Annotated in this window: 17 protein-coding genes and 1 pseudogene; 9 read left to right on the top strand and 9 right to left on the bottom strand. The window is 43.3% G+C overall.

The window, feature by feature from the left end; genetic code table 11:
• Positions 1 to 730: 730 nt before the first annotated feature.
• From C5745_RS05835 to C5745_RS05845, 3 genes are read left to right on the top strand one after another with little or no spacing between them, the layout of a single operon-like run.
• A complete protein-coding gene (locus tag C5745_RS05835; protein ID WP_105716058.1) occupies positions 731 to 2,677 on the top strand; it encodes a TlpA family protein disulfide reductase in 1,947 nt (648 codons plus the stop codon).
• Positions 2,674 to 5,880, top strand: coding sequence for a SusC/RagA family TonB-linked outer membrane protein (locus C5745_RS05840; protein WP_105716059.1), 3,207 nt, complete (start codon positions 2,674 to 2,676; stop codon positions 5,878 to 5,880). The genes C5745_RS05835 and C5745_RS05840 overlap by 4 nt, the downstream gene beginning before the upstream one ends.
• Positions 5,880 to 7,244: a RagB/SusD family nutrient uptake outer membrane protein gene (locus tag C5745_RS05845; protein WP_105716060.1), complete on the top strand. Its 1,365-nt coding sequence runs from the start codon at positions 5,880 to 5,882 to the stop codon at positions 7,242 to 7,244. The genes C5745_RS05840 and C5745_RS05845 overlap by 1 nt, the downstream gene beginning before the upstream one ends.
• A gap of 45 nt (positions 7,245 to 7,289) precedes the next feature.
• Here C5745_RS05845 and C5745_RS05850 read toward each other — a convergent pair whose 3' ends face one another.
• From C5745_RS05850 to C5745_RS05870, 5 genes are all read right to left on the bottom strand, one after another.
• The gene (locus C5745_RS05850) at positions 7,290 to 7,625 is read right to left on the bottom strand and encodes a hypothetical protein (protein WP_105716061.1); all 336 of its coding nucleotides are present in this window, start codon (positions 7,623 to 7,625) and stop codon (positions 7,290 to 7,292) included.
• A gap of 18 nt (positions 7,626 to 7,643) precedes the next feature.
• Complete coding sequence (locus C5745_RS05855) at positions 7,644 to 8,150, bottom strand: MauE/DoxX family redox-associated membrane protein (protein WP_105716062.1); 507 nt, start codon at positions 8,148 to 8,150, stop codon at positions 7,644 to 7,646.
• Positions 8,151 to 8,324: 174 nt separating this feature from the next.
• Positions 8,325 to 8,540: a hypothetical protein gene (locus tag C5745_RS05860; protein ID WP_105716063.1), complete on the bottom strand. Its 216-nt coding sequence runs from the start codon at positions 8,538 to 8,540 to the stop codon at positions 8,325 to 8,327.
• A 153-nt stretch (positions 8,541 to 8,693) separates the two neighbouring features.
• A complete protein-coding gene (locus C5745_RS05865) occupies positions 8,694 to 9,698 on the bottom strand; it encodes an AraC family transcriptional regulator (protein ID WP_105716064.1) in 1,005 nt (334 codons plus the stop codon).
• Between the two features lie 77 nt (positions 9,699 to 9,775).
• Positions 9,776 to 10,165 (bottom strand): hypothetical protein, encoded by a 390-nt coding sequence (locus C5745_RS05870; RefSeq protein ID WP_105716065.1) that lies wholly within the window; start codon positions 10,163 to 10,165, stop codon positions 9,776 to 9,778.
• A 256-nt stretch (positions 10,166 to 10,421) separates the two neighbouring features.
• Here C5745_RS05870 and C5745_RS05875 point away from each other — a divergent pair, with 256 nt between their 5' ends.
• From C5745_RS05875 to C5745_RS20715, 3 genes are all read left to right on the top strand, one after another.
• Positions 10,422 to 11,426 (top strand): hypothetical protein, encoded by a 1,005-nt coding sequence (locus C5745_RS05875; protein ID WP_105716066.1) that lies wholly within the window; start codon positions 10,422 to 10,424, stop codon positions 11,424 to 11,426.
• A gap of 534 nt (positions 11,427 to 11,960) precedes the next feature.
• On the top strand, positions 11,961 to 14,219 hold the full coding sequence (locus C5745_RS05880; protein WP_105716067.1) for a glycosyltransferase: 2,259 nt from the start codon (positions 11,961 to 11,963) through the stop codon (positions 14,217 to 14,219).
• Positions 14,220 to 14,471: 252 nt separating this feature from the next.
• Positions 14,472 to 14,594, top strand: coding sequence for a hypothetical protein (locus tag C5745_RS20715; RefSeq protein ID WP_262508118.1), 123 nt, complete (start codon positions 14,472 to 14,474; stop codon positions 14,592 to 14,594).
• A 130-nt stretch (positions 14,595 to 14,724) separates the two neighbouring features.
• Here C5745_RS20715 and C5745_RS05885 read toward each other — a convergent pair whose 3' ends face one another.
• Positions 14,725 to 16,170 (bottom strand): ATP-binding protein, encoded by a 1,446-nt coding sequence (locus C5745_RS05885; protein ID WP_105716068.1) that lies wholly within the window; start codon positions 16,168 to 16,170, stop codon positions 14,725 to 14,727.
• A gap of 59 nt (positions 16,171 to 16,229) precedes the next feature.
• Here C5745_RS05885 and C5745_RS20790 point away from each other — a divergent pair, with 59 nt between their 5' ends.
• Entirely contained in the window at positions 16,230 to 16,475 is a 246-nt protein-coding gene (locus C5745_RS20790; RefSeq protein ID WP_105716069.1) for a DUF5675 family protein, read from the top strand.
• On the opposite strand, the gene C5745_RS05895 is transcribed toward C5745_RS20790, so the two are convergent.
• Positions 16,472 to 16,747, bottom strand: coding sequence for a hypothetical protein (locus C5745_RS05895; RefSeq protein ID WP_105716070.1), 276 nt, complete (start codon positions 16,745 to 16,747; stop codon positions 16,472 to 16,474). The two genes, C5745_RS20790 and C5745_RS05895, sit on opposite strands and share 4 nt — an antisense overlap.
• 170 nt (positions 16,748 to 16,917) lie before the next feature.
• Positions 16,918 to 17,619 carry a hypothetical protein gene (locus C5745_RS05900; RefSeq protein ID WP_105716071.1) on the bottom strand — a complete coding sequence of 234 codons (702 nt, stop codon included), beginning with the start codon at positions 17,617 to 17,619 and terminating at the stop codon, positions 16,918 to 16,920.
• Positions 17,620 to 18,045: 426 nt separating this feature from the next.
• On the opposite strand from C5745_RS05900, the pseudogene arr reads away from it, so the two are divergent.
• Positions 18,046 to 18,426 (top strand): annotated as a pseudogene (arr, locus tag C5745_RS20795) (NAD(+)--rifampin ADP-ribosyltransferase); the annotation flags it as partial.
• The gene (locus tag C5745_RS05910; RefSeq protein ID WP_105716073.1) at positions 18,426 to 18,761 is read left to right on the top strand and encodes an FAD-dependent monooxygenase; all 336 of its coding nucleotides are present in this window, start codon (positions 18,426 to 18,428) and stop codon (positions 18,759 to 18,761) included. The pseudogene arr and the gene C5745_RS05910, both read left to right, overlap by 1 nt.
• Here the strand turns inward: C5745_RS05910 and C5745_RS20175 are convergent.
• Entirely contained in the window at positions 18,739 to 18,876 is a 138-nt protein-coding gene (locus C5745_RS20175; RefSeq protein WP_165793025.1) for a hypothetical protein, read from the bottom strand. The genes C5745_RS05910 and C5745_RS20175 overlap by 23 nt on opposite strands.
• Positions 18,877 to 19,001 lie beyond the last annotated feature (125 nt).

A 19,001-nucleotide genomic window follows, 5' to 3' on the forward strand; every position in this document is an offset into this window, starting at 1 on the left:
TAGATAATCACGGCTATTAAGCCTTGGTTTACGAAGTTGTCTCGTTCCGTAAATGACCAAAAAGCCGACGAGAGAACCGCGTAGTATCGCCTCATGCTTGAAAAAGTTTCTTACTTTTGTCATAGGCATGGTGGCGGTCTCGCGTTATCTCTAAATGGCGCTTCCTATTTGTCTTCGATACTTTAGGAAGAGGGTTTGGTCGCCCTACGGATTTAGAGTGCGGGACTGCCCCTTGCTTTTTTGAGGGCTACCCATTCACTTCCGAGAAAGCTTCGTTCTACATAAACTTCAGGATTATGAAAAGAACGAAAAAGTTAACTAACATTAGCAACACCCAAAGCCACCTCAAAGAGGTGCCGCTTCATCCATCCCGTAAACAACAAATAAAGAACGTTATCGCCGCGCCCGAATAAAAAAGCCTAGGCAGTTAGCAAAAGGTGAAGGGGCAAGGTACGCCTGCAAACGCAAATGAGGCGGACTTCGCCCAGCCGTCCGGAAGGACATATTTCACCTTAATGTTTTCTGCTTTACCGACCTCTGACAAAATATGCACAATTGTTTGTACGGTTTCTTCGGTCAGTAAAGGCTAAATAATTCGTTGCACAATAAAAATAGGATTTACTTTCCAATCTTGCAAAATGATTTTGCGCATATTTCTTCTTCTTCGTAAGGAGCAGGGGTCGGTTTTATTGATTTTCAAGTTATTACTAATCATAAAACCGATTAAAACATGCAGCAATTTTATGCTACTGGGCACGCCATGCCCGTAAAGACGGACAGAACGACACAGGTAACTGTGTATCCACCTAGACACATTCATAATCAAAATGTGTTTCTACAGGACCCTATCAAAAAGATTGTTACTACCCGAACTGGTAGTATTACGAAACCACATACGAATCTAAAGACGCTCAAGGATGAAGATTCCTTTAAATTACCTTCGGCAACCGTTCGAGACGTTGTCGATGTTTCTTCGAGATATCCTCGGGATTTGTTCGACACTGGTTCGGGTGCTGTTCGGGAAGTGTTCGACTGCTGTTCGGGTGCCACCCGAAGAACAACCGAATCTCAAACGAAGGATTACCGAAGTTGTCCCGAACCAGTCCCGAAGCGGACTCGAAGCGCTCCCGAAGGACACCCGAACAGCACCCGAAGAAACAGGTGGCGTTTTTGCCTATTTTTTGGCGTTCTCAAAGCGGGGATTAAGTATAGGTGCAGTAAGGATGTAGTACTATTTACGCAACTTTTGCGTAAAATAGATGAGGTAACGTTAATGTACCGAGAGTGTACTGTTAGTGTACGGGGAGTGTACCGAAAAGGTACAGGAGATCTACTAAGAAGCTACTGGAGATCTACTACTGACCTACTAAACGCATGTACCTCTGGCGTAGATCAGCGGTACAGTAAAAGTAGGGGAATAGTAGGGGTAGAGGCAATGAAGAACAAATCAATGCCTTTGGTGTTGGCATTGATTTGTTTCATGTTGTTTAATCTATCAGACGCCTGGGCGCAGTCCGCGGAATCGCGGACTGCCGAAGGGCGAATTGAGATTAAGCCTTTGCAAGTAGGGCATCGGGTTCCCGATGAGTTTTGGACAGACTCAGTATCCATATACGAGAACGGAGAGATTACCCGGGCCACATTATCGCAGTACAGAGGAAAATCACTATTACTGGACTTTTGGAATACCTGGTGTACCACGTGTATTGCACACATGCCCGATCTATATCAAACGAAAGCATTCAACAAAGGCGATATGAATGTGCTTTTGGTAACAAACGATGATCCGACCAAAGTACAGACGTTCTTTGCAAATAAAGAAATAGCAAAGAGATATCCGTTGACATCGATTGTTGGAAACAAAACGGTACCAAGGTATTTTGTACATGGTTCAGTGCCATTTTATGTGTTATTGAACGGCGAGGGGATGGTGCAGACAATGACGGGACTGGCAGACCTGCGTATAGAGGATATCGAGCGGCTCGCAGTAGAAACCGATGGAATCAGGGTCAGTGATGTCACGACAGATACCAATAACTTTCCTGCTTTGCTGGCGCAAAAATATGCTGCCGTGCCGAACTTCCACTATTCTTATTTTTTTCGCGGGGAGAACTCTGATCTTGGAGGTGGAAATATTCGCAGGATGGAAGATGGAAAATTATATTCCCTAAGTATGCTCAATATCGGGATAGGGGAAATGTACCGTTCTATCGCGCGCTACCGTTATGAAGAACTAGATCTGCCGTTTCACCATTCATTTGTGCAGTTTCCGGCGAATCTGCCAATACTCGTTGAACTAAGTAGTCTGGAATATTCCATTCCGGTGTCTGAGAAGGAAAGTGTTCCCCTTCAAGCGTTGGCACAGCTTAATGAACATATCGGGCTAAATGCCCGATTTCAGCCGTTAAAAATACCTGTCCGGTTGGTTTACGACAAAAAAAAACCGTTCGACGTCTCAAAAGCAAAACGTGCTTTATTTAGGAATACACCGCTTTCCAGTGCTGTCCGTAGGTTCTTTAATGATGGGATACCTGTATTTGATATTTCCTCGGCAGACGAAGCCATCTCTGTCGAGCCTTTTAAAAATGGAAGGTCGATCGGAGCGGAATTGGATGTTTTAGGGCGAGGCGTAAAGTATATCGAGGTGGAATTTCCAATTTTAGTTGTCGAGTTATGATTAGAAAGGAAATAGCAAAGATCTATGGCGTGTCCTGTTTTGCATTATACACGTGTTTAGCGAATGGACAGGAGTTTCGACTTTACGATAAGAACAACAGCGCTCCGATATCGGGCGTATCTGTGCATGTTAAGGAAGAGGAGCGGACATATTCGTCAGACAGGGAGGGTAAGGTCATATTGCAAGATTATGGCTTGAAAACACTCCGGATTTCACATGTTGGGTATATTCAATTAGATACAGTGATTTCCATGTCTGATGGCGATCGGGTATTCGAGATCGGACTCTTTAATATAAACCAAGAACTGGAGGAAGTGTATGTGTACGATGGCTATCGGAAGATTTCACAACGGGAACGGATCGGCTCGTTCGATCAAATTGGTGCCGAAAAGTTGCAGGAGCGCACCTCGGCCAATATATTGGACAGGTTGGATGGTATGCTTTCGGGGATGATGTTCGATCGGGGACAAAGCAATGAAAACAGGGAATCGAATCTTCGCGTGCGCGGCCTAAGCACTATTAGTGGAAGCAAACGCCCGCTGATCATATTGGATGATTTTCCGTACGAGGGGGATATATCGAATATAGATCCCAATAATATAGAAAATATCTCGGTGCTGAAGGACGCCGCGGCCACATCGATCTGGGGGGCTCGGGCAGGAAATGGGGTGGTTGTGATAACGACCAAGAAAGCAAGTTACGGAGAAAAAACACGGGTATCATTTATTTCTAACCTGTCTGCCCGCCAACGTCCGGACCTCCGCTACGCTTCTACGATGAATGCGGCAAGTTTTATCGAAATGGAGAGATTCCTGTTTGATCAGGGGTTTTATAATTCAAAGTTTACCCTGAGTACGAAACCAGGCGTAACGCCGGTCGTTGAATTTTTAAAGCAGCACCGAGACGGGTACGTATCGGATACTGATCTGGAATCTCAATTAGCGGCATGGAAAGAAATAGATATATTCGATGACCTGGATGAGGTATATAAGAAAGGCGTAACAAGCCAGAGCAGAATTTCCCTTGATGGCGGGAGCGATAAACTAGGCTGGTCGTTGGGAATCGGTTATAATAACGGAAAAGATGAACTCGCCGGCCGACAGGAGCGGCTCTCGCTGAACAGCAACCAGAAAGTAAAGATCACCAGCTGGTTGGAAGGAACGCTGGGAATCACGTACACGGAACAGGCGATGCGTTCGGGAAGACAGGGAGTCGCCAATTTTTCAAATAGTCAGGGAGATGTGTACCCTTATGCACAGCTATCGGATGGAAATGGCAATCCGCTACCGCTAGTGAGGTTTTTGCGATCTTCCTATTTAGATGGTCTGGATTACAGTTATCTTCAAGATTGGCAGTATTATCCGTTGGAAGATCATAACTATCAAACCTCGGATGACAAACTCACAGAGATCTTGTTTGCACCGGCATTACGCATAAAGCTTCCCAAACGGTTCGGTGCAGATCTGAAATATCTTTACCAACGGCAGGCGGGTGAAAAAAATGAGCAATACCGGCAGGAAAGCTTCTTCACGCGCGACTTGGTGAACCGTTTTACGCAAGTGGATGACGGAGAAGTATCCTACCCGATCCCGTTGGGAGCGATTTACGACAGAACCGATGCAAAGCTGCTTGTACATAATTTCCGCGGGCAGCTGGATTATACCTTGGAAAAAGGTGATTTTACCACAAACGCGTTTGCCGGTTTCGAGGTCCGGCAGTCTACGTCAAATTCGGTGAGTAACAGACTGTACGGGTTCAACCCAGATAGATATACACATACGCAAGTTAATTATGCCACCAATTATCCGAGTTTCGTAAATGGCGCGAGGGCATTTATTCCGAATCGAGATGGTAGGTCCCGATCGGATTCAAGGTTTGTCTCGTACTATGGTAACGCTTCCGGGATATATAAGGGTAGGTATTCGTTGATGGCCAACTTTCGTAAAGATGCCTCCAATTTTTTTGGCATGAACGCGAACAGGCGCTGGAACCCGTTATGGTCAGCGGGCGGTGCATGGGAGCTTTCTAAGGAACCGTTCTACCGGTCTACCTTTCTTCCCTATCTTAAGTTGAGAACTTCTTACGGGTTGAGTGGAAACCTATCCAATAGTATGGTTGCCGTGACGACAGTAACGTATCGACCGAATTCCGAATATACGGGAGAGCAGGTAGCTGCTATCAGCAATTACGTAAATCCTGAACTGAAATGGGAAACGGTAAAAACATGGAATCTGGGGGTGGATTTTGGCATGCGGCATAATCGACTAACGGGCAGCATAGAGTATTATACGAAAAAAGGTGTCGATCTTTTCGGTACGTCCCCCATGGACTATACAGCCGGAATCGGAACACACATCATGAAAAATGTAGCGTCCATGAAAGGAAGCGGACTCGATCTGAATGTTTCAAGTCAGAACCTGCGTGGTAAATTGCAATGGAACTCCCAGTTGTTACTCAGCTACAACAGGGATGAGATTGTCGATTACTATCTGACAAATACCAATGCGAATAATTTTGTTGGTGCCCCGTTAAGAATCTCCGGACTGGAAGGAAAACCGGTCTATAGTATGCTCTCTTATAAATGGGCGGGATTATCGCCCGAAGACGGACGTCCGCTTGGATATTTGGAGGGTGAGGTTTCTGATAACTATTCTTCGCTGTCGGGTACGGGGACGCAATTGAAAGATCTTCATTACCATGGCCCGACTTCACCACGTTTCTTCGGCGCGTTATCGAATAGTTTTCAGTACAAAGGCTGGAGTCTGGATCTGAGGCTCCTGTTCCAATTCAATTATTTCCTTCGAAGATCGACCATCGAGTACTATAACTTGGTGCAGAGTAACGTGACACATACCGATCACGAAAACAGATGGAAACAGCCGGGTGACGAAAACGTCACGGATATTCCCGCTTTTATCTACCCGGCTACATCTGCGATGCAGAGGTTCTATATCAATTCGGAACCTTTTGTCTATGATGGTAGCTTCGTACGTATACAGAACATGCGTATCGGATATGACCTTACCGAAGCAGGTTTTTGGTCTTCAACAAAACTCAAAATGCAGTGTTACCTCACGGCGGAAAATCTGGGAATCTTGTGGAGAAAAAACAATTTGGGGCTTGACCCACAGGCAGGAAAGCAAGATCTTGGCTCTTATCCAGTTCCGGCCGTTTATACTTTTGGTATCAATCTAAGTTTATAATGATGGAAAAACAAAAACTATTAACCTACATTCTCTGCACTCTTTTTGTTACATTATCATCTTGTGAGAAGTTTTTAGACGCAAAATCAGATGTTTCATTATCTGTTCCAGATAATCTGGAGGATCTAGATGCTCTAATGAACAATCTGGCCATCTTCATTGATGATCCGAGAGGAGGGGAGATATCGACAGATGACTATTACGTGTCTGAAGCCGATTTTAACGGTTTATTCAGCCAAGATGAACAGAATCTATATCTCTGGGACGATAATGTGTATTTAGAAGATGCATCAAACGACTGGTTGCGCACTTATAATGCAATATATTACTGTAATCTTGTGCTTGAAAAATTAAGTGAGATACAGGGAGTAGGCAAGACATCGGATCATAGGCAGTTTGACAAGGTCAAAGGCGAAGCACTGTATCATCGTGGAAAAGCCTATTTTCATGCGGCACAACTGTGGTGCAATGCCTACGATGCGTCAACCGCTGATTTAGATCTAGGCTTGCCATTACGCCTTTCCAGTAATTTCAATGAGCAGTCTTACAGGTCTAACCTAAAGGTTACATATGAACGCATTTTCGAGGATTTGACCAACAGTGCACGGTTGTTACCGACGCGGTCTTCTCATCCAACCAAGCCGTCCAAGTCGGCAGCCTTCGGTATGCTGTCCCGGGCGTATATGGCGGTGAGGGATTACGAAGCAACCGGAAGGTATGCAGATTCCTGCCTGCAACTACATAGCACATTGCTCGATTTTAGTACATTGGACCCCGAAAGTAACAATCCCATCGATGAGTTCTGCGAGGAAGTGATTATGGACGGTGCAATAGGCGCGAGTATTCTTACACAGAATAGATTACGGGTTTCGGAGGATTTGGTTGAACTGTATGAAGACGGAGATTTAAGACGAACGGTAAACTTTGGTCAGCGTGTGGACGGCTCCTATATTTTTGAAGGGACCCTAAAGCCTTATTTGAACTTCAGCGGAATTGCAACCAATGAGATGTACCTAAATAGAGCGGAAAGCTATGTCAGAGCTGGACAGCTGGTATTGGCTGTGCAGGATATGAACGATCTGCTGATTACGCGTCATGAAGTGGATGGGTACGTTCCTATTGATGAGGATATGGATCAGCAAGAATTGCTCGATTTAATTTTACGGGAGCGAAGAAAGGAACTTTTATTTCGTGGTATTAGATGGATGGACGTCAAACGGTTGAACAAGGAGGGACGTGGTATTAGGATGAAACGTGAGTGGCAGGGAAGTATGATGGAGATGAAACCGGGTGATTTACGTTTTGCGCTACCTGTTCCCCGAACGGTTATAGAGTTGACGGGCATGACGCAGAATCCACGATGAAAATTAAAAAGCCTTCTGTAAATATCAGAAGGCTTTCAATTCCCCTTACGGGTTTCGTCGCTGTGTTGCTGCGGCCGTAATACTGGAGGCATCATTGTTAAATACCTCATCGAAGTGGTCTGCTAATGCTGATTGGTTATCCACTTCCTCGGGTGTCGGTAATTGACATGGCAAAGGCAGGTTGGCAGAGGAACAACCGCTTAACCCCGGATTGGTCATTGTCCAATTTGAGGCAACATTGATCTCGTTGGGATCATCGCTGTTATAATACCATGTTTGTTCTTGGAAAGCTTCTCCAAAAGACTGCATTGCAACCGCCCCACCAAGCACCGTTACACCGAACACTGCTGATTTTACTAATTTTTTAATTTGAGTTTTCATCTTATTAAATTTAAATGGTTATATTTTTTGTAAATTCCTGATGGCAAAGACTCCTGCACCCAAACAAAGAAGGTTAAAGATCAGGTGCGTGGTCCAGCCCATCGATTCGATTACACCCCCACAGTTGCAAAGCCTATCCGGGACGAAAATCAACATCGTTGCCAAATAGAGTGTGAAAATACCCATTAAGACGACAGAAGCCCAAAGCACGATTTTCTTCAGCTTTAAGAAGGGCAATACCAGCAGTACAGCTAATAGGATCTCTAAAGTGGGGATGCCCCAGCCGATAAGTTCGGCGTACTGTCCTACAAGCGGTATCTTGCTATTGCCATCTATAAACTCTTCCACATGTTTAAGCTTGTCGTATCCGGTATACATATACAGGAAAGCATAACCATACGCAATGAGCTCAGGAAGACCTTTGTAGAGCCACAGCGATTTCTTGCCGAGCCAATGTGCGGCTTTGCTCTGGGCTATTGCGTCTATGGCCGCTGCTATTCTCGTTCTGTTGATAAGCTTTTGCATGTTTATTCGTTTCTTGTGCGTTGCGTAATCTATTTTTTTGCTGCGGAATCTCGATCTATCGATCGCTGATTTCCTTGGTTAATATGTTCTTCCCGGCTAAACCGGGAAACACCGCAAATTTTCGTCTGTACTGTTTTGTTTTCATCTCTTCAAGTTTTATTTTTCGTTCGGCAATCAAGCATTCGCTTTTCTATTTATTGCGGAATCTGGATGCAGCGTTTCGACCTTCAGCGGATCAAACGCTTCGTCTGTTTTAAATTCTTGCAGATCCGGTTTATCGATAACCATGAGAAAATCAGCATGAAGTATCACGCAGATAAACACAAAGAGTACGAACAGGCCCTCCTTACTGTACTCAATTAGATGCTCTATATTTGCCGCTCTTTTCATGACCTACGTTTATTGTTATTGTATAGTCCAAAGGTAAAACGGAAAATAAAGCGAGCGTTATGCCGAATATGACATTAGTGATATGCCAAAAATGACATAGGCGATAACGAGTAGGCGGAGTCTTGCGAAGTGCCCTGTATGATAGAAATACTTTTATACTTTTTCAATAGATCGCCGATACCGGGCTAGTGTAATACCACGATGTTTCTTAAAAAAGCGATTCAGTTCGCTGGGACCATGGAAACCTGATTGTATCGCCACTTCCCAAAGGGAAAAGGGGCCAGCAAGCAATGTTTCGACATGCTTAACCAGTAGGCTGCTGCGGTAATCACGCAGATTTTTGCCGTGAAATTGCTTGTGGATGCGATTGAGATATTCGTATCGTATACCGAGCTGATTAGCGATCAATTTGATCTGGGCTTTATTGCCTTCATATGCAATGTTTTTGGCAAGTAACTGTCGACATCGCTGGATTAAGAGTTCAGGGTCGGAGGTCTGTTCATACTCCGTAAACACCTTCTCTTTCGATAGCTGCATCAATCGCGTTAGTTCGGTTAACACAAAGGCTTCGTTATCCAGATCACCTTTTCGGAGATTGTTACAAAGGTGGTCGATATGCAGTAGGGTTTTGGGGCCGACGAGAAAGTCGATGCTATAAACCAGATGGGTGGCTTTACTTCGGTAAGCGGCAATCACCTCATGTAAAAAGCGGAAGCTGCGTTCATTCCCATCGCGAAAAATACCGCCATCAAAGTAAAATCCGAATACTTGATGTCCTCCGGCAGAAAGTTCGACTCGATAATCGCCCGGAGGGACATACAAATACCGGGCGCGACCAGGGGCGAGGGTGCAAATAAGATTGTCGGCGGCATCACGGATCAAAATATCGATGTCTCCCTCGACTAGATACAGCACGTACAAATCACCCATGTCGACCCGTACCGGAATAACCGCCTCCTCCTCGAAGTGTAGATCATAACTAAAGAGATAACCATGTTTACCATCGAACTCTTGGGCGATGGCCCAATTTCCTTCTTTGGCATAGTACTGCGTGTCCGCATGTCGGATGTTAAGCCGAGGTTTCGGTCGCTCGGGTATCTGGTCGGCAATCGCTTGCCCAAAGTGAGCAAGGAAGTTGACGTGTAGGCTTTTTTCCATAAGGTCTCATAAGCGGATTGTAAATACCACTGCTCCAGATTTTGGTAGGGAGCAGTGGATTTAGCGCAACGTTGCACTTAGCCATAGCTAATCTCGATAGAAAGAGAGCCATGTTCAGTGCTTTCAGCATCGCCAACTCGCCAAACAACACTTTGCTGGCCGCCGATGATGATGTCTTTTGGATTCTCACCCCGCTGTTGCGGTTGGCTTTTTTCCTTTTTAGTGAAAGCAATCAAGCCTCGTCCGTTCAACGTTCCAGCAACAGCGTCAGTAAGCTTATCTCGGAAATCGGTAGGCAGCTCATGGAGCTGCTGCAACTGGGACGGAGTCAGCTCGAAATGTTCTTCCATCCATTCCGTAAAATTCTGTTGCAAGGCAGTAGTTTCTTGTTGTAGCTCTTGATCTGATAGGGCGAGAAGTTCCGCTTGAACTTCAGCTACACCCACGGTGTCTAATTTTTTTTTCATATTTATTTTGTCTATCAAGCAAATAAAATCAGATAAATAGTATTCGTCAATACCGGCTGGCGGCCGTTGGCTCCCAGTTGGGGAAATTTACGCCGAGTTGGGATTACGCTGGGAAATTTTTATGACGCACAGGATTTGAGTAGATAAAAAATGGCGACAAATGACGGCTTGAATTGCTTTTTATTATCGGTGTTTTTATATTAGTATACCAATCGCTTTTTGCGTTACATATTACAACTTATTAACCGAGAAGAGAATGAAAATATATTTATGGGGCAGTACATTTTGCGGAGTTACTTTCGTGACTTATCTATTGAATACGAATGGACGTTTTCTTGATTTAATGGATTATATCGAGGAGCCTCAATTTTTTTTGCTTTGCGTGTTAACATTTGCTTTGTTGTGGTTGTACATGTGGTGGATCAGTAGATTGGTCAGGCTTTTATTTGTTTTATTGTCAAAGATGAGACCATCCTTTCGGTGGCCAATGTATGGCGCGTATTTTCTAACCGTGGGATTAAGCATCACGACCTTCCATCTTTGTTTACTACATTTTCTATATAGTTTGGTAAATAGTGGTATCGTAGCGTCTGGTTATATGCGAATAGGCTTTCCGATTTTTGTGACGATTTTATTTGTTTACACGAGTTTGGTTCTGTGGAAACCGAGCTGTTCTGTGTTTCATGACAGCCATATCCGTCGATGGTGGAAGAAAGGACGGCGCGCTGTACAATGGAAGGATAGGCAGCTTGCGTTATCCGTGGGTGATATGTATGGCAATGGCGTCGCCGAGCAGGATGATGCTCACAAAATTGGGCATTCCAGTGGTGGCGCGAGCAAAAGCGTACCCTCTGTTGTTGTGGAGCCTGTACCGTTGCTGGATAAAGTACGGATTTTAGACATCTTGATTTATTTATCTACCCGAAATGGTGGGGTCTTGTACCTCATGGATGGAAGGGTGCTCTATACAAAATACACAGCGAATGTGATAGCATCTTGGTTAGCGAACGAGTGGTTCCTGAAAGTAGGAAAAGGTCGGTACGTGAATATGTTTCACCTCCGAAGAAGCAAGACTTCGAAATATCACCTAGTGGCTCCGCCCGCTGCCATGAACGCCTTGTGTGGGGCGGGCAACTTGGATGATAGGAAGCTACGAAAGCTTTTAAGTGTTACCGAATGGTTTGAAGGGAATTTAGCGCAACACGAAAAAGCACGCGTAAATTTGCCTGTCGATTGCTGGGACGAATACTTTGCGTACTAGTAAGTGATGAAATTACTCCAAAAAAAAGCACGAACTTCGAAATATGGCAGTCCACAAAAGACGTGCATCTCGCTCTGGGAGCGGCTTTCAGCCATGAATGGAAAAAAGAAGTTGTGTTTGAAAAAATGCATAAACTCAGTTCATGCAGAATGAATTTAATTCATGCAAAATGAATTTTAAATAGCAGAAAACGAGATAGATAATAGGAAAAACGAGTCGCGCGGATGCGGGATGTCCTATTATGTCATCGACATGTAACTATCTTGTAAATAAGATTTTATTACATTATTTATCGTACATTTATAAATGTTAATGTAACGTTTTACATAAAATACCGTTTCCGAGGTTTCTATAAAAGTTGAGCATTTCCGATCGTTACGGCACGCGCTCCACAATTACCCTCCGTTTACTGCAGTGCAAGGGAGCCGCGCTTATTGTTCTTAACCCACTTATTTTACGCAACGACCTAACTACCCGTATTTTGCCGGGTCAGGACGCCGGTGCGCGACAATTTCACATCTACTAGAAACATATATGACACCAAGAACAAAACGGGAAATAGTATTCCTGTCCACTTTTCCACCACGTGCCTGTGGCATAGCAACATATACTACAGATCTTATGACCGCGATTTCTAATCAGTTTCTACAGACCTATTCGCAGGTACCTATACCAATAGAAAATGATGATGAAAGGCTTTCATATGATTTCGTGAGTGATCATGTGCTCAATGTATCCGATGACGACTCTTTCGGGATCTTGCTGACTTATCTTAACCGGTCCGATAAAATTGACCTGGTCTTCGTTCAGCATGAATTCGGGCTCTTCCGAGGCCAAAACGAGAGATTCCATGAATGGCTCACCCAGATAGAAAAGCAGGTCATCGTAACGTTCCATACTGTATTGCCTTGTCCTGAGGAAAAACTTTTCAAGGAGGTAAACGCTATAGCGGAGGCGTGCGCTAAGCTCGTCGTAATGACCTACCATTCCGCGCATATTCTTACTAGCGACTATCAGATCAATCCCGATAAGGTCATTGTCATCCAGCACGGTACGCACCTGACCCCGGCGACGGACAAGAATGAGATACGCGAGCGATTTGACCTTAAAGGAAGAAAGGTCCTCAGCACCTTCGGTCTGCTAGGTCCCGGCAAAAGCATCGAAACAACCCTGGAAGCGTTGCCCAAAATTATAGAGAAGGCGCCAGAGGTCATTTTTCTTATTTTAGGGGTGACACATCCAACCTTATTTCAATCCGAAGGCGAACGGTACCGTCTCGTACTTGAAGAATTGGTCGATACCTATGGGATTGCAGAGAATGTACGGTTCGTCAATCATTTTCTATCAACGGAGGATCTGCTTTCTTACCTTTTGGTGACAGATATCTACCTTTTTACCTCCAACGATCCATTACAAGCCGTAAGCGGTACATTTTCCTATGCATTGAGCTCTGGATGCCCGATCGTGTCGACACCGATACCACATGTATGTGAAGTGTTAAAGGAAGATATGGGGATTATAATAGATTTTAACGCACCCCTGCAACTGGCCAGCGCAGTCAATCAGATACTGGACGACACAATACGCTTGGACAGTATCCGGCATATCAATATACAGAAAACGGTGGCGACGTCGTGGCCTAATGCTGCCATAGCGCATATGGAACTATTTGAAGATCTTATCGGAGGGGGGCGGAAGGTTGTTTATTCCCTGCCACCGGTTAACCTTGATCATGTTCTGCGCATGACGACAGACATCGGGATGGTACAGTTTGCTGATATAAGTTCGCCAGACCTGGAAAGTGGTTACGCACTCGATGACAACGCGCGCGCATTAATAGCGATACTGCACCATTATAAATCCTATCAGGCATATGAAGACTTGGCCTTGATCCAAACATATCTGTATTTCATTGCCCGATGCATGCAGGAAGATGGCACCTTTCTAAACTACATGGATAAGCAGGGACGTTTTACCGAACAGAACGGACAGGAAAACCTGGAAGATGCAAATGGTCGCGCCATTTGGGCGTTAGGTGAACTGTTAGGGATGGCCCCGCTACTGCCGGAAGCGTTCACCAAGATTGCCGGCGATTTGATGGAACGCGCCTCGGTTAATTTTTTACGCTACTACTCAACAAGATCCATGGCTTTTATAATGAAAGGGTTGAGCTGTGTAGCAGATCGGAGCTATCATGCCCAACTGGATATCTTGGCCGCTCGATTGGCTGCGATGTTCGGACACGAAAGCGGAGACGGGTGGCATTGGTATGAGCCCTACCTGACTTATGGCAACAGTTGCATTCCCGAGGCGATGCTCTGTGCCTATGAAGTTACAGGAAAACCGGAATATAAGGTCATTGCCTATAAGTCGTTCGAGTTTCTATTAAGCCAGGTGATGGCAGATGACGGAATACACGTCGTTACAAACAAGGGATGGGCACATCGAGGAAAACCCCGGAATGATTCCAAGGGAGGGGAGCAGCCTATAGATGTAGCATACACCATTATAGCGCTTGATCGTTTTTACCGGATAGACCATGATGACCGATACCGGGAAATGCTGGTAACATCATTCGAGTGGTTCCTTGGTAGGAACCATATCAGGCAGCACATCTACAATCCCGTTACAGGTGGGTGCTTCGATGGTCTGGAAGAAAAGGTTGTCAATATCAATCAGGGGGCAGAATCGACGCTTAGTTACCTCATGGCCAGATTAATTATGGACGGGTACATTCAAAAGAAAAAGACTCCCGAAAATTTCTGTATTAATCCTTTGAATATCAACTATTAATCGTATATTTAAAAATAAAGATTCGCAGTCATTAAATCCCTTTCGCGAATCCGATATGAAAATAAAACATACTGTTTTATCCTGAAAATTTTGTCGGTTTACCGGCAAGTATTCTTCTCTTTAAAGCACGTAATATCTCTAGATTAAATAAACAGGCAACAGGGCGCCGATTGGGTGCCTTCATGTCTATCGTCGAGCAAGCACCTCGCGCGAGTTACCATAACAACGTTAGTAAACTTAAAAATACACATCATGAGCAAAGATCAAAAAAAGACCAAAAGCACAAAAGACAAGACACAGTCTTCTTACCAACAAGAAAAAGACGGCCCGTCCAAGGACACCGTTGCTAATGTCTTCAGCAAAAAAAAGAAGTAACAGGTTGACGGCATAGCCGTTAACCGTTTTTTTAATATAGCTGGTCATCGATTATTTCTTTAGCAGCATATCACTTAAATCATTATAACATGGAATTTAGTGCAAATAATCCAGTGGTTAAGAAATTCTATTATCCATTTTTCATTCTTAAAGTAACTTCCCCAATATTGTAAGCGTAAACAGAAGACGGAACAAATGTGAAGTTGATTTCACTAACAACTTTGGTATCTTGTTTATCTATAGTTGTAACTAAGGCCTTTTCAAAACTATTTGCTTTGCAAAATTTCGTTAAACTGGTCAAATCTTGTGGCATATCAAAGAAACGGTTACTCCATTTTATTTCTACTCCCCATACAGGTTTAAATTTTTTATCATCTACTAAAACCAAATCTACCTCTCCTTCAGATCGTCCTTCTCTCCAACGTGCATAGGTTAAATCCAAATTTTCACGGTGCATCCATTGTGATAAAATGGCGGTTTCTACCATATTCCCCATTTCACTATCGGTTGCTTTTACAGGTGAAAATAGAGCTGTTCTGAGCGATGGATTGGTTAGATAAACTTTGAAACTGGTCACGCGTTTTAATCGTTTCGCATTCATATCTACTTTATTCAAGACTTTAATTAAAAAGGCAGCTTCTAAATATTCTAAGTATTTTTTGAGTGTTTCTTTTAGGATTCCACTTTCTCGAGACATGGTCTCATACGAAAATTCATTCCCCGTATTATACGCAATGTAAGTGAAGAAACGATTAAGTTCCTGAACGTCTCTTATTCCATACAAACTAGGTAAATCTCTCAACAGCACCTTGTCTACAATATCATTTTTTACATAACGCCCCATATCCTTCTGTATTTTATCAGATAAAACAACTTCGGGATAACCTCCAAAATTCAAATATTGGATAAATTCATCATTTAGTTCATCTACATTCAAAGGTGTGCAATAGGGTATTTGCTTATCTCCGTACTGAATCGTACTTTTTTGAATAAGGTGATCTCGCTTTTTAAGATGAATGAATTCTTGAAAAGTAAGAGGCGGAAGCATAAAGTCGGTAAATCTACCAGCACCACTTTCCGTGCTGTGCCATTTCAACGCAGCTGCTGCAGAACCTGAAACAATAAATTTTGTATTCGGATACGTGTCAACCAAAACCTTTAAATGTCGTTCCCAATCTTTGAGATACTGAATTTCATCAAAAAACACGAAGCAGTTTTCAAGGCTTTGAACTTTTACCGACTCTTTGCATAAATCTAAAATTTCCTGCAAACTCAGATTGACATAAATAGGATTATCGATGCCAATAAAAAAAATACGCTGTGGATTAATACCGTCTCTGATTAATTGATCAATAGTATGAAACATCATTACTGTTTTCCCTACCCGTCTTGGCCCCATTAACACAACAGCTCTACGAATTTCTATCTCCATTACATGGGGGTAAAACAGATCAAAATACAAGCGCTTGGACATCTCCTTATATACAGTAGGAATTTCTTGGGTCAACCACCAAGGATTTTCGTATTGTAAGCGTTCGATGATTTTTTCTGTCGGAATAAACCTTGAATTATCCATTTATTTTCTTATTTGTTCAAATATAGTGAAAATAAACCATTTAAAACATATCTATTTGTGTGTTTTTAGATTGTATAGATGTTTTTTTAAAAATTGTAGAGTCTATTTATACTTTAAATTACAATACCATCCGCATGGGCAATAACTTCTCGGACACGGCGGGGTGTCTTTTAGTTGGAAAAACAAAGAAATATTTCAAGAAAAGTCATGAATTTGAAATCCGACAATCCAGAAAAGCGTACATCCCGCTCTACAAGCGGCTTGCAGCGATGATGGAACGTTTATTTTCTTATTGGAATGCTTAAAATTGATACGACAGTCCTAGCGACACTTCATTCCAAAAGTTATCAAATAAATTAAACTGACTCCTTTTTAAGTCATTTCCTTTAGTTTTTGAATGATAATAACCAACCAAACGGTTTAGACGTATCTCTGCACCCAGTCCTTTAAAAAAGGTATACCGTCCGCCGGCATGTATTCCTGAGGAATAGACATCGCTTTCAACGACTGGAGTTTCACTATGTATACCATCAGGCAGGTTTGTTGTAGCTTTTGAAGTTCCTTTTGTTCCGTCCAATTCTAGAAATGCAGCGACTTTCCCCTTGTCATAAAGGTAGCTCTGAATCAGTAGACCGACGTGCTGATTAATGGTGTTCCCGTCTATGTTAACACCAACCGGCTGAATTCCGTTGCCATCAGGAATGTATATTATCTGTTGGGGATATAAATTTTGTTCATGTTGAATGTTTAAATACTAAATAAAAGGGAAAGATAGGTGTTTGATAAAGGCGAGGTGAAAAATCGATAAGATGTTTCTTTTTGTTCATCAAACAATTTAGAGGAATTGTTAAATGTGTACTTCACATTGGCTAACGATCTTACGGATAGCTGGGCATGAAAATTAGGAGCAATACGGTACGACGCCCCGACTCTAATATCCATATCGATAGCTTTATGGCGCGCTGACGATTCCTGAGCCGTTGTTGATCCGGAAAATGATTCATGGAATTCTACTACTAACATAGAAGCGTCATTGACGTTGTAAAGCTGGTAACTTGGATTCACCTCGGCAAAAGTATTCCACCGGGTTTTGTTGAATGGCATAAAATAATAGCGGTAGAAAATACCGAATGCATGCGTCTTTTCTAAGTTTTCTCTTCGCGCAGCAGTGGTATAAACTTCGTTGTTAGAATCGAACGTGTAAATTTCTTTAATTTTGGTTAAATTGTAGCTTAATCCTATATAGGAACGAGACGATACTCCGAAACCGATCTGGGGCTGGATTTTGGGGGATTTTAGTTCGTGGATTTGGGCAGTGCTGGGCTGCGAATATGTCTCAGATTTTGCCCGATCAAAGGCACCTCCAAACTCAATTAGTAGTTTTGGCTGTTGTGCAAACCCAAGATGGAATGTCCCTAACAACAATAGGAAAATAATGATTTTATTCATAATTATATGGATTAAGCGGCAAAGATAATTTTTTTTCCTATCTTTTACTTCGAAAATTATAACATGGAATTTAGCGCAAATAATCCAGTGGTTAAGCTCTGTATACAGGGCATGCATCTGGAGGAGACAGGTAATTACGAAGATGCACTTGCCCTTTTTCTGCAAGCTTGGGAGGAAGCAACTGACGATGCTGAAAAATTTACTTCGGCACACCATATTGCTCGTCGGCAAAACAAGCTGGAGGACAAATTAAAGTGGCTCCACATGGGATTGCAGCTCGCACAGAAAATAAATGATGACGTCGTTAGACCTGCACTACCGCTAATATACGCCCAGTTGGCACAATGTTACAAGGAACTGCGCGAGGCGGATAACGCCGAAAAATACGCTAAGTTAGCAAAACAGCTACCTGATGCACCATCGACCAAAGGTCCCTTCTTTCACGGAACAAGGGCAGATTTACAGATAGGCGATCTACTGACCGCCGGAGGCAAATCGAATTATGAAGCCGATCTCGTTATGAATCATATTTACTTTACCGCTTTGATACATGGGGCCGGGCTCGCTGCTGCTTTGGCGAAAGGCGAGGGAGAAGAGCGCGTTTATATCATAGAACCAACGGGGGATTTTGAAGAAGATCCGAATGTGACGAATAAAAAGTTCGCAGGCAACCCGACACGTTCGTATCGCAGTCAGAAACCACTAAAAGTAATCGGTGAGATTGAAAATTGGGCACGAATAACTACCGAAGAGCGAAGTAAGTGGCAGGAAAGACTGGCAGATAATGATGGTGAAATTATAAATTGATGATGGCAAACAGAATGGGCAATAATTTCGCCGACACGGCGGGGTGTCTTTTAGTCGGAAAAACAAAGAAATATTTCAAGAAAAGTCATGAATTTGAAACCGAAAAATTGCTCGTAGATTTTTTAGCAAGTCATGGAAAAAAAGTCCATGATTCGGCTCATGTTCACAGTCCTGCCGGAGCACAGGGCATGAATACCGGGATTCAGGATGCTTATAATTTGGCCTGGAAATTGGCCATGGTCCTAAAATTCGGTTTTCCATACGGGCTTTTGGAGTCGTATGATGAAGAGCGAAGACCTATCGCCCGAAACATCATCCGTCTTGGCAGCGCGTAGGGAGAAGAGGTACTACCGGTGGCCGCCGCTTCCGGATCCAGGCCTGCTTTACGAGTATATCGAAAGCTTCGGCATCGCCCTGTTGAAACTGCTTCCACAACTTTATATCATTCATCTTTTTTCATGTGCTTAGAAATATTAGTTATAAAACGCAATATCGCAAAACTACTTCTATCGACTGTTATCTATGACAAGAGACATACTTAGGAACATTACTACCTGATGTAATCGTGGATGACT

The sequence above is a fragment of the Sphingobacterium haloxyli genome (assembly GCF_002980525.1).
Lineage (GTDB): Bacteria > Bacteroidota > Bacteroidia > Sphingobacteriales > Sphingobacteriaceae > Sphingobacterium > Sphingobacterium haloxyli.

Coding starts and splice junctions, on each gene's coding strand:
- C5745_RS05835 (WP_105716058.1), top strand. CDS start 731: ATGCAGCAATTTTATGCTACTGGGCACGCCATGCCCGTAAAGACGGAC.
- C5745_RS05840 (WP_105716059.1), top strand. CDS start 2,674: ATGATTAGAAAGGAAATAGCAAAGATCTATGGCGTGTCCTGTTTTGCA.
- C5745_RS05845 (WP_105716060.1), top strand. CDS start 5,880: ATGATGGAAAAACAAAAACTATTAACCTACATTCTCTGCACTCTTTTT.
- C5745_RS05850 (WP_105716061.1), bottom strand. CDS start 7,625: ATGAAAACTCAAATTAAAAAATTAGTAAAATCAGCAGTGTTCGGTGTA.
- C5745_RS05855 (WP_105716062.1), bottom strand. CDS start 8,150: ATGCAAAAGCTTATCAACAGAACGAGAATAGCAGCGGCCATAGACGCA.
- C5745_RS05860 (WP_105716063.1), bottom strand. CDS start 8,540: ATGAAAAGAGCGGCAAATATAGAGCATCTAATTGAGTACAGTAAGGAG.
- C5745_RS05865 (WP_105716064.1), bottom strand. CDS start 9,698: ATGGAAAAAAGCCTACACGTCAACTTCCTTGCTCACTTTGGGCAAGCG.
- C5745_RS05870 (WP_105716065.1), bottom strand. CDS start 10,165: ATGAAAAAAAAATTAGACACCGTGGGTGTAGCTGAAGTTCAAGCGGAA.
- C5745_RS05875 (WP_105716066.1), top strand. CDS start 10,422: ATGAAAATATATTTATGGGGCAGTACATTTTGCGGAGTTACTTTCGTG.
- C5745_RS05880 (WP_105716067.1), top strand. CDS start 11,961: ATGACACCAAGAACAAAACGGGAAATAGTATTCCTGTCCACTTTTCCA.
- C5745_RS20715 (WP_262508118.1), top strand. CDS start 14,472: ATGAGCAAAGATCAAAAAAAGACCAAAAGCACAAAAGACAAGACACAG.
- C5745_RS05885 (WP_105716068.1), bottom strand. CDS start 16,170: ATGGATAATTCAAGGTTTATTCCGACAGAAAAAATCATCGAACGCTTA.
- C5745_RS05900 (WP_105716071.1), bottom strand. CDS start 17,619: ATGAATAAAATCATTATTTTCCTATTGTTGTTAGGGACATTCCATCTT.
- C5745_RS05910 (WP_105716073.1), top strand. CDS start 18,426: ATGATGGCAAACAGAATGGGCAATAATTTCGCCGACACGGCGGGGTGT.
- C5745_RS20175 (WP_165793025.1), bottom strand. CDS start 18,876: ATGAATGATATAAAGTTGTGGAAGCAGTTTCAACAGGGCGATGCCGAA.